This window comes from Enterobacter cloacae complex sp. HYC003_NIDB (assembly GCF_056673375.1).
This window is the reverse complement of sequence record NZ_CP114220.1, coordinates 1,737,955-1,753,852: the sequence shown is the minus strand read 5'-3', so window position 1 is coordinate 1,753,852 and position 15,898 is coordinate 1,737,955. Positions and strand designations below refer to the sequence as shown.

Here is a 15,898-nt window from a genome sequence, read left to right as displayed (position 1 = left end):
TAATAGGGATGATAAATGTCAATGAGCAGTATCATTTATAAGAAATAACCCATAACGTTCCTAATAGTCCACACCACATTTTTTGTCGAGTAACCGCATTGGTGAACCTACGGCGATTTTATTTGCAGGCACATTTTTGGTAACGATGCAACCAGCCCCTATTACCGCATCATTCTCTATAATAACCTTCCCAATAATTACGGCGTTAGCATATATGATAACATTATCACCGATTACTGGATAATCTTCATTCTTGTTATTACTTACACCTATGGTCACATTTTGATAAATTGTGCAGTCGCTGCCTATTTTAACATTTTTCCCAATTACGATCCCTAAAGGATGAGGTAAAAAAGTATTTTTCTTTCCTAATACATCTATACCAATGGTTAAATGATTCACCATTGGCAACTTCAAACTTCGATAAAATTTGTAACTGTAAAACAATTCCATTGTACTAAAAAACTTTCTTTTGAAAAAGTTAAAAGCTCTGGTAAAGAAACCTTTTTTAGATGTCATTTTCAGTTGTCTCCTTCTCTCTAAGCATGTTAAATAACTTAACAGTGCCAGGAATACCAAATGTCAAAACAGTAGTCGTTTGCCATCTAAAACATTCAAAAGTTTTTTTATTGAATGCATTACTAATCCAAGCTGCAAACAGTTGGCTTATCAAAGAAGAGAAAGCCGCACCAATAATACCAAAGTGTGGGATTAAAATAATATTTAAGCTAAAGTTAATTAACAATCCAAATATAGCTCGAACCAAGCGAAGATATGTCAAACCATAAATAATCATCAAATTAGTGCATGCAGAGCCAAAAACTGCAAATGTTGTACCTAACAAAAGAATCAACATAACATAATAGGAGTCAAGGTAGTGCATACCAAACATTAAAGGTATTAGATAATATGCTGAAATAGCAACCAATAACGCCATGAAAAATGCGCTAAAATAAACCACATCAAAATAAAACAGCACATTATTTTTAGTTGTTTTTCGTGAGATAAGGGGATAATAAGATGTAACTAGTGCAGCCGGTATAAAAATGTAAGCTTCAGCAATCCTTATAGCAACGCTAAATAGAGCGACAGAATCAGCACCTAACATCTTCATTATCATAATTTGATCTAATCGAGTGTAAAGAACAATAATTATAGAAGATGCGATGATTGGCCATGATTCTCTTAATAAATTCTTTAGCATTTTAATGTTAAAATGGGATATATTAACACTAATATACTGCTTTCTATTGCTTAGTAGAATTATGAAGATAAACGATACGAAAAAATCAAAGCTATATGATGCAGCAAACCATAAAACATCTGCACCCTTATAAAGTAAAAAAATTTTAACTAAGGAAGAAACAATTAGTGATATAAGGCTAACTTTTGTAATTATGGCTGCTTTAAGTTGTGACTGATAATACGAAAAATAGGTATTTTGCGTTTGAAAAACTAAACTTACCAAACAAGCCATAAGCACAAACTTATTTTGCAATGAACTTGTTTCAAAACACAATCCAACAAAGAAAATAGCAATAATTAAAATCGAACAGCCAATTCTCGACCAAAATGCTGTTGAAAAAATCACATCATGATCTTTTCGTTGGTGAAACTTATTTATCAAGACATTATCAAATCCAAGACTTGTTATCGCTAATAACATTGTGGCAATGGTTTGATAGTAAGATAAAAAACCAAATTCAGTAGGACCTAACACCCGTGAAATTAGAGCAAAGAGAATAAACCCAACAATGATTCGTACAAATTTCTCAGCAAAAATCCAACCTGCATTTTTGATGTAGTCAGACATACATAATCTCGGAATAATTATCCATACTTTCAACCATGGTTTTTTAATTTCAAGGAGGGAATTAAAGAAATAAATAAGCCTGAACTAGTTCAGGCTTATAGTTCAATATATCAATCCAGCCATTCGGTGTGGAACACACCTTCTTTATCGGTACGCTTATAGGTATGCGCACCGAAGTAGTCACGCTGTGCCTGAATCAGGTTCGCTGGCAGAACGGCAGCACGATAGCTGTCATAATACGCCACCGCAGCAGAGAAGGTCGGAACCGGGATACCATTCTGCACCGCGTACGCAACAACATCACGCAGCGCCTGCTGATATTCGTCAGCAATTTGTTTGAAGTAAGGTGCCAGCAGAAGGTTTGCGATACCCGCGTTTTCAGCATAGGCATCGGTGATTTTTTGCAGGAACTGAGCGCGAATGATACAGCCGGCACGGAAGATCTTCGCAATCTCACCGTAGTTCAGATCCCAGTTGTTCTCGTCAGATGCCGCGCGCAGCTGAGAGAAGCCCTGCGCGTAAGAGACGATTTTACCCAGATACAGCGCGCGACGGACTTTCTCAACGAACTCAGCTTTGTCGCCGGCTGGTTTAGCCTGTGGACCAGACAGCACTTTAGATGCCGCGACGCGTTGCTCTTTCAGAGAAGAGATATAACGTGCAAATACGGATTCGGTGATCAGGGACAGTGGCTCACCCAGATCCAGAGAGCTCTGGCTGGTCCATTTACCGGTACCTTTGTTCGCAGCTTCATCCAGAATCACATCAACCAGGTATTTACCCTCTTCATCCTTCTTGGTGAAGATATCTTTGGTGATGTCGATCAGATAGCTGTTCAGCTCGCCTTTGTTCCACTCGGTGAAGGTCTCTGCGAGCTCCTCGTTGGAGAGGCTCAGGCCGCCTTTCAGCAGAGAGTAGGCTTCAGCAATCAGCTGCATGTCGCCATATTCAATGCCGTTGTGAACCATTTTCACGTAATGACCAGCGCCATCAGGACCGATATAAGTCACACACGGCTCACCATCTTCCGCAACCGCAGCGATTTTGGTCAGAATTGGCGCAACCAGTTCATACGCTTCTTTCTGACCGCCAGGCATGATGGATGGACCTTTCAGAGCGCCTTCTTCACCGCCGGATACGCCGGTACCAATGAAGTTGAAGCCTTCAGCAGACAGTTCACGGTTACGACGAATGGTGTCCTGGAAGAAGGTGTTGCCGCCATCGATAATGATGTCGCCTTTATCCAGATACGGTTTCAGTGAATCGATAGCTGCATCGGTACCTGCGCCCGCTTTCACCATTAACAGGATACGACGAGGTGTTTCCAGAGACTCAACGAACTCTTTAACCGTATAGAAAGGAACCAGTTTTTTGCCTGGATTCTCAGCGATGACTTCTTCGGTCTTATCACGGGAGCGGTTGAAAACGGAGACGGTATAACCACGGCTTTCGATGTTGAGCGCCAGGTTGCGCCCCATCACTGCCATACCGACAACGCCGATCTGTTGCTTGGACATTACATACTCCTGTCAGGTGTGAATGCTGCGACTTAAGGGCAGCTTGAACTAGTCAAATCATAATAACTGATTATAACTTCAAAAATCAAAAATAACACAATGAATAATTATTATGTTTCAGCAGAAAAGTCTCACAATATTTTACTTTTTATTCCTCTTCTAATACCATATTTATATGTCAAAAAAGTAACTATGCTTTTTACATGCCAAAAGAAATGTTTTGAAAAAAATCTTCTATTGCTAAACTGCGCATAATGAATGCCCATTAAGTCAGGAAAATAAAGAACACGTTCGGAATAATGCTTGTTAGCACGCCAACATATGTCAATATCTTCGCAATACATAAAATATGCTTCGTTAAATCCTTTTAATTTTTTAAAAAGATCGCTCTTAAACATCAAAAAGGATCCAGCAGCCCAATCTACATATTCAGGTTGATGAATTTTGCTTTTATCTATTATAGTTGTGTTTTTCCCAATTATATAAGACTTAACAAAATCAATTAAACTTGGGAAGTTCCTAATTGAATTGTCATAAATCGTTAATTCCTCATTTCGGAATAAATTTATAGTCGCAAGATTGATGTTTTGCTGAGTCATTTTATCAATGGCTTTTTTTAGAGTTGTAGAATCAACTTTAACATCGGGATTCAGTATTACGAAATAATCATCATCCTTTATTTCATTTGAATAATATTCATAAATTACGTTATTATTAGCGCCAAAACCTAACATCTCGTTTGTTGTAATATAATCGATATTATTCGATTTGCAGTAAACATTTAACTCATGAGAATTTAAATTATCCTTAATGCAAATCTTAAAATCATTATCCTTAGCTAATTGAGGTAATGAATTTAGTTTTCTAATAATGTCGAGATGCCCATGAGAAACTACTGAAAGATAAATCATTATTCATCCTTACAAAACTTTAAGCACATGCAAGCAAATCCGATAATTATATTTTTTTTGTGAAAAGATATCTAATACCATGTATTTGGCTAGCCATCCAATAGCGTATATAACTTATTTTATTTGGTCTACTTAAAATTATTAGTATTTGGTGAATGCTATTTACAATAAACTCTCTAATTTTCATAGATAATGGAACATAGTGTAATGAAAAGAGAACATACATATTTCTCATTCTGAAATATCTACGCCAAGGTGAATGGACTGGTAAATTCCATAATAAAAATTTTATCTTGTCATCACCTATAGTATGCGCCATTTTAACGTTGGGTAATGCATAAAATTTATACTCTTTATCCAAAGCTCTTAGGCACCATTCAGTATCAACATAGTCAATGAACAAATCTTCATTCATCATACCTATATCGCTGATCACTTCCGCAGAAGTAAATGTACCGGAGGAAATAATAAATGACACCTCAATTGGATTTTCTTCACAAGAAGGTATAATTCTCTTTCTACCAAATATGGGTTTTAGCTTAATTTGCGGATATATAAAATTGTAGTCAGGATCATAAAAAACAGGCCCTACTGCCGCCAATTTCGATGTTTTTGTTATTTCTTCAAATGACTCATGAAGTGCAGCAATCATATTATTTTCAATCTGGCTATCTTGATCAAAAAATACAAAATAGTCAGTTTTTTTGTCAAGCCCCTTTATGATACCGATATTCTGTGCAGCAGCTATACCTAAATTTGTAGGTAGCTCTATTACTTCGAGTGACGGTGACAAGTTATCAATCAAAAAATCTTTTTGAGAACTTCCATTATCAACAACTATAATCGTCCCAACTTGATTCTCCAAAGAGTTTATCAGTTTATTTATATTACTATTTGGGTTATAAGTAACCACTACTGCAACAATATTTTTCATAGTATGTGATATTAAAAGAGAAAAACGCCAGTAATACTGGAATATAATTGCCGTGCTGAATAAAGTAATATTAGCAATGTAGCTATGAATCCTGGGGTAATATATCTTTTTAAACTGGGCAAAAGCAAAGGTATTGTTAGAAATCCAAATAATGTGAAAAACCTATTTGACAACTCAGAGTTAAATGCAAATAGTTCACCCAGAACAAGTTGTAATGATAATACTTTAGTCAGGAGGATCTGTAATTTATCATGAGGTGTTTCTGCAACTTTAGGAGAATATATAATAAAGAAAACTAAAATTATAAAGAGTACAGCCCCACCGACATTCATAATTAACAAATTTTCTGCATCAAACACCCCTTGCTGCTGAAGTATTACATATGTATTAACTTTTGCCGCCAAGAAAGATGGTAAATATGAAGCCATTAATACAGAATAGTCAAAAATTAAGTTTTTGGAAATTAAAAACACCGAACAAAAAAGAGGAGCAAAGAAATATATAAATTTGTTTATTTTTTTAGTGTCAAATAAATAAATTACCAAAGCTATTATAGCAGAATAGTGAAATAAAATTGCGATTATTATTTTAATAAGGAAGGCTGATTTATTCCTTTCTATTACATCTTTCAATGACCATAAGATTATTGCACATGCCAGTCCGATTCGAATTTGATTCATATCATGAAGTATGAAATATGTAGAAACATATAGAATTACTGTAAGAATTGGAGATGAAGATAGTTTTTTAAATGTAATTATCTTTATCGAAATACTGATAAAAGCATATAATAAAAGAAAAGATGTGACATTATTATCAAACAATAAATGATTAATACTCAATAGTAGCCAAAAGCCAGGCTCTTTATCCATGAAATCTATTGAGTTGAGACCTTTAAAATCAAGCACAAAATTCGAATAAGCAACCGAATCCGGATCAAGGCCAATGGGTCTAAAACCTGCGATAGCAACCAAGATAAATATTATAGATATGAATATAAACCATTGTAGACTTTTAGGCATTTTTAAAACCTATTTTAATTTCCGAAGTGTTGACAAAATGACATTAGCCACTTTGTATAAGAAATTTTTATGCTTATTCATATCAATTTTTATAATGGCTCTTTTAATAAATTTTTGTTCCCTATATGCTTTGTGCAAGGCTATACTAAAGTATGGATTGCTTATCCGGGAACTTTCATCAAGAGTTAATGCTTTGACTTTCTGTTTCCATAAGCAATAGCAAAAACTTAGTTGATCTCGTTTGGACCAATTATTAATCTCTCTCCACCATTCCTCCATTATTTTTTGCATTTTTTTGGAATGATGATTTCTTAGGATGATATTATTTTCATAAAGACCAAATTTTTCTGGATAACCTTCTCGATGATAATGTTCCATTTGTTTTTTAATCGTATCTGGATTATCTTTATTCTGATTAATGCACGTAATTGATTCTTGATAAATACAGTCCCGGTCCATATGCCGCGGCAAGGCAATATTTAATTCAGGAGAAACATATTTCTCAAAAAAGCCCTTTAATTCTTTTTTTATGATGATATTACCATCTACATAAAGACTAAAATCTACATCTGTAAGGTATTTATACGGGAATATCTTAATCTTCCTATTAAGCATGTGATTATCTAAATCTTCATTGATATAGACAATGTTCCACGTGTTGGATTTCAGCTTTTGGGAGTTAGTGAAGCATACGTATTTTATCTTATCATGTTTATAATCTAGTTCATTTATTTCATCATACTCACCGGTAATTACCGTATACACAACAATGTTGCAATTTTCGATATCATTCATTATTAATTTATTAGTTAGAAGCGTGTACAAAAAGAGCTAAAATATTTAGCTCTTACATAATATATAAGTATATTTCCTACTTTCATAGTTCTGGAAATACAATTAATTATAGATCGCTAAACCGACTTTGTTTGAGATCCTTATCTGAAAGAATTAAATTTTCTTGATGAGGCCAGTTGATATTAATGTCTGCATCGTTCCATATAATGCCTCTGTCACTTTCAGGATGATAATAATTTGTCGTCTTATAAACAAACTCAGCCGTATTACTCAACACCAAAAATCCGTGTGCAAACCCTTCAGGGATCCAAAGCTGTCGTTTATTTTCAGCAGAAAGATAGACACCAACCCATTTCCCAAACGTTGGCGAAGATTTACGAATATCAACCGCAACATCAAAAACTTCACCAGCGACACAACGTACCAGTTTGCCCTGTGCATACGGTTCCAGTTGGTAATGCAAGCCACGCAGAACGCCTTTGCAGGATTTTGAGTGATTATCCTGCACAAACTCAACTTTACGCCCTACCGCCTCTTCAAATACTTTCTGGCTGAAACTTTCAAAGAAAAACCCACGATCGTCACCAAATACTTTTGGTTCAAAAATCAGCACATCTGGAATATCAGTTTTAATTACATTCATGTCTTAGTAACCTTTAATCATCTTCAACAGGTATTGGCCATAGGCATTTTTCTTCAATGGTTCAGCCAGCTTCTTCACCTGCTCAGCATCAATAAACCCTTTGCGATACGCAATCTCTTCCGGGCAGGACACTTTCAATCCCTGACGCTCTTCAATTGTCGCAATAAAGTTGCTCGCCTCGATCAGGCTCTGATGGGTTCCTGTATCCAGCCACGCATATCCACGCCCCATCATCGCAACGGACAAACGCCCCTGCTCAAGATAAATACGGTTAATGTCGGTAATTTCCAGCTCACCGCGTGCAGAAGGCTTCAGGTTCTTCGCCATCTGCACTACATCGTTATCATAGAAATAGAGTCCCGTTACGGCATAGTTGCTCTTCGGCTCCAGCGGTTTCTCTTCCAGGCTAATTGCCGTACCATCTTTATCGAACTCTACCACGCCATAACGTTCAGGATCGTTGACGTGGTAGGCGAATACGGTTGCACCGTCACCTTTATTTACTGCGGCTTCCAGCTGTTTTGGCAAGTCATGACCATAGAAAATGTTATCGCCCAGCACCAGCGCACAGCTATCGTCACCAATAAACTCTTCGCCAATGATGAATGCCTGTGCCAGTCCGTCCGGGCTTGGCTGAACTTTATACTGAAGGTTTAACCCCCACTGGCTGCCGTCACCCAGAAGCTGTTCAAAGCGAGGGGTATCCTGCGGCGTACTGATAATCAGAATATCTTTAATCCCTGCCAGCATCAGCGTGGACAGCGGATAGTAAATCATGGGTTTGTCATAAATTGGCAGCAGCTGCTTGCTTACCGCCATGGTCACTGGGTAGAGACGAGTGCCGGATCCGCCGGCAAGGATAATACCTTTACGTGTAGTCATTTTAATTTCTCTATAAACACGAAATGCCCGTAAACGGGCATTTTTTAATTGATTAAATGGATTGCGCCGTGAAAAGTTCGGCAAGCATACGCTTTACACCAACATGCCATGCAGGCAAGACCAGGTTGAAGTTCTGCTGGAATTTCATGGTATTTAAGCGTGAGTTGTGCGGGCGACGCGCAGGCGTCGGATATGCCGTGGTTGGTACAGCATTCAGCTTTTTAATAGCCAACTCAATGCCTGCCTTTTGAGCTTCCTCGAACACCAACGCCGCATAGTCGTACCAGGTGGTCGTCTCAGAGGCGACCAGATGGTAAAGCCCGGCAACTTCTGGTTTCACCATCGCGACACGAATGGCATGGGCGGTACAATCGGCTAAAAGTTCGGCACCCGTCGGAGCCCCAACCTGATCGTTGATGACGGAAAGTTCCTGGCGTTCTTTCGCCAGGCGTAGCATGGTCTTAGCGAAATTGTTGCCTTTACCTGCATATACCCAGCTGGTGCGGAAAATCAGGTGATTAGGGCAGTTATCCTGTAATGCTTTTTCGCCTTCCAGTTTCGTCTGACCATAAACATTCAGCGGTGCCGTCGCATCCGTTTCACTCCATGGGGTTTCGCCATCACCCGGGAAAACGTAGTCCGTGGAGTAGTGAACAACCCAGGCGCCGATCTTTGCAGCTTCTTTGGCGATAGCCTCAACGCTTGTCGCATTCAATAGCTGTGCAAACTCTGGCTCTGATTCTGCTTTATCCACTGCGGTGTGTGCGGCTGCATTGACGATCACGTCAGGTTTAATATTACGAACCGTCTCAGCAATCCCTTCCGGGTTGCTGAAATCACCGCAGTAATCTTTAGAATGCACATCAAGCGCAATCAGATTGCCAAGTGGAGCCAGCGCGCGCTGAAGCTCCCAGCCTACCTGCCCTGTTTTGCCGAACAGAAGAATGTTCATTATTGACGTTCCCCGTAGTTCTGTTCGATCCATGTTTTATAAGCACCGCTTTTTACGTTATTAACCCACTCCTGGTTGCTCAGATACCATTCCACGGTCTTACGAATTCCGCTTTCGAACGTCTCTTCAGGCTTCCAGCCCAGTTCCACCCCAATTTTATGCGCATCAATCGCATAGCGGCGGTCATGTCCTGGTCGATCGGCAACATACGTAATTTGATCGCGGTAAGAGCCTTCTTTCGGCACGATTTCATCCAGCAAATCGCAAATAGTGTGCACAACGTCCAGGTTCTGCTTTTCGTTATGACCGCCGATGTTGTAAGTTTCCCCCGGTTTACCCTGCGTCACGACGGTGTAAAGCGCACGGGCATGGTCTTCAACATAGAGCCAGTCACGGATCTGATCGCCTTTGCCGTAAATCGGCAGCGCTTTTCCGTCCAGCGCGTTCAGGATCACCAGCGGGATCAGCTTTTCCGGGAAATGATACGGACCGTAGTTGTTTGAACAATTGGTGACAATTGTCGGGAAACCGTAGGTGCGCAGCCAGGCGCGAACCAGATGGTCGCTGGACGCTTTGGAGGCAGAGTATGGGCTGCTTGGCGCGTAGGCCGTGGTTTCAGTGAACAGCGGAAGCTCTGAGGATACCGGGTGTTCATCCGGGTGCGGCAGATCGCCGTATACTTCATCGGTGGAGATATGATGGAAGCGAAACGCTTTTTTCGCTGCGTCATCAAGGGTTGACCAGTAAGCACGGGCAGCTTCCAGAAGCACATATGTCCCAACAATGTTGGTTTCAATGAATGCCGCCGGGCCGGTAATGGAACGGTCTACGTGGCTTTCTGCCGCCAGATGCATTACCGCATCCGGTTTATGTTCAGCAAAAATACGGTCCATAGCCGCTTTATCACAAATATCTGCATGCTCAAACACATAACGTTCGCTGGCGCTGACATCGTTAAGGGATTCCAGGTTACCGGCATACGTCAGTTTATCCACGTTGACGACTTCATCCTGGGTATTAGTAATAATATGTCGTACAACCGCTGAGCCGATAAAGCCGGCTCCACCCGTCACAAGAATTTTCACGTTATCTATTCCGTTTTGTAGATATGTCGAGATATTGGCGTTCTAAACCCTGGTATTAATTCAGGTTTCAGAAATTTTGCACGCTACCGCCCCTGGCTTGACAGCTACCAGTGCACTGAGCGAGTGTTGAATATAAGATTGGCTGTCTGATTTCAGACAAAAACTGGCGTTAATTGTCGTCTTAAATGGTCTCGGAAACAAGCACAAATCGTTACAAATCAGCCCAGATTTGAAGCAGGTAACTCTCTGTTATTATGGGAATTAATAATAAAAAGCGGCAGCCATCATTTTGGTTATTTAACAACATAACTAAAATGATGGCTGCCGCGCATGAAGTCTTTCAGGCTGCGGAAGAAGTATCAGTCGTTAGCCAGCAACTTCTCAATCCGGCTTCTGAACTTCGCCCCTTCCTTCAGGTTACGCAGGCCATAGTTCACAAACGCCTGCATATACCCCATTTTCTTACCGCAGTCATAGCTATCGCCGGTCATCAGCATCGCATCAACCGACTGCTTCTTCGCCAGCTCAGCAATCGCATCGGTCAGCTGGATACGATCCCAGGCGCCCGGCTCAGTTTTTTCCAGCTCAGCCCAGATATCCGCATTCAGCACATAACGGCCAACTGCCATCAGGTCGGAGTCCAGGGTCTGCGGCTGATCGGGTTTTTCGATAAACTCAACGATACGGCTCACCTGCCCTTCCGTCTCCAGTGGCTCTTTGGTCTGAATAACGGAATACTCGGAGAGATCGCCCTTCATACGTTTCGCCAGCACCTGGCTACGGCCCGTTTCATTGAAACGTGCCACCATTGCCGCCAGGTTGTAACGCAGCGGATCGGCGGAAGCGGTATCAATAATGATGTCCGGCAGAACCACGATGAACGGGTTATCACCCACCACCGGGCGCGCGCAGAGGATTGAGTGGCCCAGACCCAGCGGCTGCGCCTGACGCACGTTCATGATGGTCACGCCAGGAGGACAGATAGACTGAACTTCTGCCAGAAGCTGGCGCTTAACACGCTGCTCAAGCAGCGCCTCGAGTTCATAAGAGGTGTCGAAGTGGTTCTCAACGGCATTCTTCGAAGAGTGCGTCACCAGAACGATTTCTTTGATCCCCGCAGCAACAATCTCGTCGACGATGTACTGAATCATCGGCTTGTCAACGATCGGCAGCATCTCTTTAGGAATGGCCTTTGTGGCGGGCAACATATGCATGCCCAAACCCGCTACCGGTATGACTGCTTTCAAATTAATCATTATTTCTTCCACCTTAAAATGGTTGACGAATTATAGCTTTTAAACCTGTTTTCGCCAGCATGTTTTGCCGTAAATATGAAGTAATCCTAGGTCACCCCACCACAAATTACAGTAGTTGTAATCTGAATAGATCGCGATTCCATACCAGGAATAGTCGCAAAATAGGCTGTAGGATTACCTGTGCGGCAGCGCAAAATTCAACCGTTCCGTATTCACCACGTGTTGATCGACCCGATCAATATCCACCGAACTCTGCCCCTTTTCATTAACCGCTTTTATGTTCGCGAGCGACAACAGCGTCTCGTTTTTGGCCATAAACTTCCCACGCACGTCTTTGCGCAAGTCGAAGTTCATCTTAAGCGCTGGTCCCGTCGCTGACTCCTGCATCACGTTGATATTACGCAAGAAAAGGTGCTGTGGCTTGTTGTGCAGCTCAAGCGTTGCCCGCTGCATGTTGACGTTGGTGATGGCAACAAACGAGGTGGCATTGCCGGAAGAAATCTGTATCCCGCGCAGCTTATAGGCAAGCTGTCGGTTATCCAGGCGAATATCGTTAAGTTTGAAGTTTTGCGGTATCGACAGATAATCGCCCTTGATCACGCCATACCCGATTAACATTCCGGCGCTGTTCACCATATCGATATTATCAATAACGAAATTATCACAGCCATAAATAGCTACCGTCGCGTTATCAATTCCGGCCTTTTTACTGAAGTCGGGAGTAATATTGCTGGCCTTGATATTACGGATCACAAAGTGTTTACCGTTTTCAACATGGACCAACTGCCGACAGTTGCTGCCGGTGATATTTGCCACCACGAAGTTTTTAACGGTCTGCTGTTCCGGATAGTCATTGTCGTACGTGCTGCCAGCCAGCCCAATGCCTATGCCCCAGTTGATCTTGCCGTTTGTGCAGTTGATGTTATCGATCACGTGGTCAGAGATCAGGATATTGCGGTCGTTAATCGCCACGTTCCACTCAATCGCGTCCCCCTGCAAGTGGCTGAATTTACTGTTGGTAATGCGCGCACCGTCCACCTGATTATGAAAACCCTGGCGCAGAATGGCGTAGTTGGCCTGGCTCACGGAAATACGATCGATAAGCAGGTTACGCATCACTCTCGGCTTTTTACCGCCGATGTAGATCTGGGTGACGGGACCGAAGCCGCTCATCGCCAGCCCTTTAATGACACAGTCGGAGCCACGCACGTCCAGCGTAATGTTATGCGTGCGCCCCTCTCCTTCCCCAATGACCTTACAGCCTTCCTGGAGCACAAACCGCCCGCGGCCGTTGCCCTTCAGCGCACCGCGGATCAGCAGGGTTTTGCCATCAGGAATGAAAATGCCGGTATTGATGTTTTCACAGGTTAACCCGGCGGGAACAACAACGGTATCGCCCTCGGTAAATGCCTGCTTAAAGGCGGCGATCCAGTCGTTATTGTTGTAGCGATCGACAGAAACCGTCTTCCCGGTTGCCGCCCGCACAGCGCGGGGCGACAGCAGCGGCATGGCAGCCAGGACGGATAAAGAAGAGACAAATCGGCGTCGGGTAATCTTTTTCAGCATACAACCTCAGCGTTACAGCGTTTGCAGCAGGCTCGCTAACTGGCGATTAATCACCTGCTGATTGAATTCTGCTTCAACTTTTTGCCGCGCATTTTGCAGCACAGGGATCAGCGTCTGCTGATCGATATCGCTGAACGCGGCCAGACGATCCGCCAGCGCCAGCGCATTGTTTTCAGGGACCAGCCAGCCGGAGTGTTCAGAGGTGATCAGCTCCGGGATCCCGCTGTGCAGGGTCGAGACCACCGGAATGCCGACCGCCATCGCCTCCATCAGCGCCACGGGAATGCCTTCCATATCGCCGTCAGCGCCGGTTACGGAAGGCAGCAGGAACACATCCGCGTCATCAAGCATGGCTTTCACTTCGTGGCTCGGCTTGAAGCCCGGCATCTCGACCACGTCTTCCAGCTGATACTGTTCAATCAGCGTGCGCAGGCGACGCTCCCACGGCCCGATACCCAGGATGCGGTAGTGGAAGTCCACGCGCGCGCCTTCAGCTGGCGACAGGCTTCGATGGCTACGTGCAGCCCTTTCTTTTCGGTCAGGCGGGCAACAGAGATAATTTGCAGCGGCTTGCCCGGCACCTTGACCGGTCGCTGAGTGAAACGTTCCATATCCACGCCCATGCGTGAAACGGTGATTTTCTCGCTCGGGCACCCCATGGTTTTCAGGCGTCCGGCCCACAGGTTGCTTATTGGCAGCATCATGTCGCCACGGCGAAACAGCTGCTGATATTCCGGCGTGTAGTGGTTCAGTACTTCCCGGCTGGAGATGTCGATACCGTGGAAAATGGTTGCGATTTTGCCGTCAATCACCCCCAGCTCACGCAGTTTTGCCGCAGTTACGCCCGCCGGGCCAAAGTGGGCGATAAAGACATCGGCCCGGTACGGCTGGGCCGTTTGCCCGCAAATGGCGGAAAGGATCAGGTTGCGGGCCTCCGCCCCATAGCGCGACATATTCAGCGCCCGCCACGTCGAGGCGCGATGAAGGCCGCGCAGCGTCTGGCTGGCGCGATGGCGCAGTTTGTTCATTCGTCCGGTGGGTTCATCCTGCAACCAGCGGGTTTTCGCCTCCAGCCCATACCGGGTATACGCCGCATGGGTGTTTTGCGTATCGCCCTTTTGCAGGGCGATAATCTCCACGTCATACCCCATATCGATAAACGCGGTGATTTGGTTCAGCACAAAGGTTTCAGACGACAGCGGAAATTTCAGTAAGAAGAAACCAACCTTCATTTCCCCTCCCGGACGCGGTCGAGTACGGATTTCACCATGCCAATACCTTTTTCGCGTTCGGCTTTTACCGCCACCGCCAGACGTTCGTTGATCGCAGGCAGCTGACCGAGCGTGTCGCCCACCATCGCACCCAGCGACCCGTCCAGCAGATGACGAATATCGACGGCCATTTCCGGCATACCGAGCTGCTGCATAATGCCCGCAGACTTGTGCTCGTAGTTAATGGCGATGGCTGGCGTGCCGAAGTTCATTGAGATAATGGCCGAGTGCAAACGCGTGCCCACGGTCAGGTCGCAGGCGGAGAGCAGCTTGCCCATCTCCAGATCGTTCAGCTCGTCCATCACCACGTGATAGCGGGACGGATCGTTCACCAGGTTGCGCAGGTTGAGCGCCACCATACGGTCATCTTTGTTGTAGCTGTCGATACCGGTACAGGTGGAAAGCGCCAGCACCTGGTAACCGCTGTCCAGCACGCGGTTCACCACATCGGCAAAGGCTTTCTCGTACGCCGCCTGGGTCGTGCCGAGGCGTTTATCGAACGGCGCAAGTTCACGCAGGGTAATGGCGACGGTTTTCTGCTTTGCCGCCACGTCCAGCCAGTGCTGTACCGCGTAGCTGGCCTGGAAACTGTCATCCTGATGATCCACCAGCCAGGCGGTGTCCACACCGTGCTCCACTTTGGTGGTGTCGATTTCACTGCGTTTCATCATGTCGAGGCTGACCGATTCACGCAGGATCAGCGCGTCGCAGTGGCCGAAGACATAGTTCGCCAGCTGGTTAAACTGCGGATCCTGGAATGGCCCGACGCTGTGGCCGATCATAAACAGCGGCTTTTTCGCCATGAACGTACAAAGCGCATGCTCAAACTGCGGCACGCCGTAGAGATCGACGAAGAACGAACCGCCCACCTGAATAATGGCGTCATAGCCGGACAGCAGACGAACAAAATCGGTAAAGCCCTGCGCGATGGCAATGTTGCGCAGCTTGCCGGTGTCGGTCACGCGAGAAAGCAGCACCTGATGCTGGTAGCGGCGACGCAGCACTTTCTTCACGCGCCCCATCACGCCCGCGGCGTTGTTGTGCTGTTTCATCTGGCTGTAGAGCGGGTCGCCCATCACCGGGCGGTTCAGTAACCAGGATGAGCTGACAGGATAACGGCTCATCACATCCACTTCTGTCTCAGGCTTAAGGGTGTTAATTGCATCCAGTAAACCGCGCAGGATGGCGCTGTCGCCACGGTTGCCGCAGGTATGGTTGCCAAGAATAAGTAATTTCATAATGGCCTCGTAA

General features: G+C 44.3%; 14 protein-coding genes and 1 pseudogene. All 15 read right to left on the bottom strand.

The genetic code is table 11. From position 1 onward, the window contains the following. Window positions 1–60: 60 nt before the first annotated feature. The 15 genes and pseudogenes from O1722_RS08225 to wcaK all read right to left on the bottom strand — a co-directional run bounded on the left by O1722_RS08225 (window position 61) and on the right by wcaK (window position 15,885). Window positions 61–519, bottom strand: a complete 459-nt coding sequence (locus O1722_RS08225; protein ID WP_080296614.1) for a serine acetyltransferase — start codon at window positions 517–519, stop codon at window positions 61–63. Next, window positions 509–1,813 (bottom strand): flippase, encoded by a 1,305-nt coding sequence (locus tag O1722_RS08220; protein WP_033487307.1) that lies wholly within the window; start codon window positions 1,811–1,813, stop codon window positions 509–511. Before O1722_RS08220 ends, O1722_RS08225 begins: the two co-directional genes overlap by 11 nt. 110 nt (window positions 1,814–1,923) lie before the next feature. Continuing rightward, the gene (gene gndA, locus O1722_RS08215) at window positions 1,924–3,330 is read right to left on the bottom strand and encodes an NADP-dependent phosphogluconate dehydrogenase (RefSeq protein WP_032671723.1); all 1,407 of its coding nucleotides are present in this window, start codon (window positions 3,328–3,330) and stop codon (window positions 1,924–1,926) included. A 131-nt stretch (window positions 3,331–3,461) separates the two neighbouring features. Next, entirely contained in the window at window positions 3,462–4,241 is a 780-nt protein-coding gene (locus tag O1722_RS08210) for a glycosyltransferase family protein (protein WP_058686681.1), read from the bottom strand. A gap of 46 nt (window positions 4,242–4,287) precedes the next feature. Further along, window positions 4,288–5,175, bottom strand: a complete 888-nt coding sequence (locus O1722_RS08205; RefSeq protein ID WP_033487309.1) for a glycosyltransferase family 2 protein — start codon at window positions 5,173–5,175, stop codon at window positions 4,288–4,290. Window positions 5,176–5,186: 11 nt separating this feature from the next. After that, a complete protein-coding gene (locus O1722_RS08200) occupies window positions 5,187–6,197 on the bottom strand; it encodes an EpsG family protein (RefSeq protein WP_033487310.1) in 1,011 nt (336 codons plus the stop codon). Window positions 6,198–6,206: 9 nt separating this feature from the next. Beyond that, on the bottom strand, window positions 6,207–6,992 hold the full coding sequence (locus tag O1722_RS08195; RefSeq protein ID WP_032671729.1) for a glycosyltransferase domain-containing protein: 786 nt from the start codon (window positions 6,990–6,992) through the stop codon (window positions 6,207–6,209). Between the two features lie 106 nt (window positions 6,993–7,098). Further along, window positions 7,099–7,635 (bottom strand): dTDP-4-dehydrorhamnose 3,5-epimerase, encoded by a 537-nt coding sequence (rfbC, locus tag O1722_RS08190; RefSeq protein ID WP_033487312.1) that lies wholly within the window; start codon window positions 7,633–7,635, stop codon window positions 7,099–7,101. A gap of 3 nt (window positions 7,636–7,638) precedes the next feature. Next, window positions 7,639–8,517, bottom strand: coding sequence for a glucose-1-phosphate thymidylyltransferase RfbA (rfbA, locus tag O1722_RS08185; RefSeq protein ID WP_033487313.1), 879 nt, complete (start codon window positions 8,515–8,517; stop codon window positions 7,639–7,641). 52 nt (window positions 8,518–8,569) lie between these two features. Next, window positions 8,570–9,469 carry a dTDP-4-dehydrorhamnose reductase gene (rfbD, locus tag O1722_RS08180; protein WP_058686680.1) on the bottom strand — a complete coding sequence of 300 codons (900 nt, stop codon included), beginning with the start codon at window positions 9,467–9,469 and terminating at the stop codon, window positions 8,570–8,572. Next, window positions 9,469–10,554, bottom strand: a complete 1,086-nt coding sequence (gene rfbB / locus O1722_RS08175) for a dTDP-glucose 4,6-dehydratase (protein ID WP_033487315.1) — start codon at window positions 10,552–10,554, stop codon at window positions 9,469–9,471. Before rfbB ends, rfbD begins: the two co-directional genes overlap by 1 nt. A 359-nt stretch (window positions 10,555–10,913) precedes the next feature. Next, window positions 10,914–11,810: a GalU regulator GalF gene (gene galF, locus O1722_RS08170; protein ID WP_017383282.1), complete on the bottom strand. Its 897-nt coding sequence runs from the start codon at window positions 11,808–11,810 to the stop codon at window positions 10,914–10,916. A gap of 174 nt (window positions 11,811–11,984) precedes the next feature. After that, on the bottom strand, window positions 11,985–13,376 hold the full coding sequence (wcaM, locus tag O1722_RS08165) for a colanic acid biosynthesis protein WcaM (RefSeq protein ID WP_032619346.1): 1,392 nt from the start codon (window positions 13,374–13,376) through the stop codon (window positions 11,985–11,987). A 12-nt stretch (window positions 13,377–13,388) separates the two neighbouring features. Continuing rightward, window positions 13,389–14,608: pseudogene (gene wcaL / locus O1722_RS08160) on the bottom strand (colanic acid biosynthesis glycosyltransferase WcaL). Further along, window positions 14,605–15,885 (bottom strand): colanic acid biosynthesis pyruvyl transferase WcaK, encoded by a 1,281-nt coding sequence (gene wcaK, locus O1722_RS08155; RefSeq protein ID WP_006811234.1) that lies wholly within the window; start codon window positions 15,883–15,885, stop codon window positions 14,605–14,607. The pseudogene wcaL and the gene wcaK overlap by 4 nt, the downstream one beginning before the upstream one ends. Window positions 15,886–15,898: the final 13 nt, after the last annotated feature.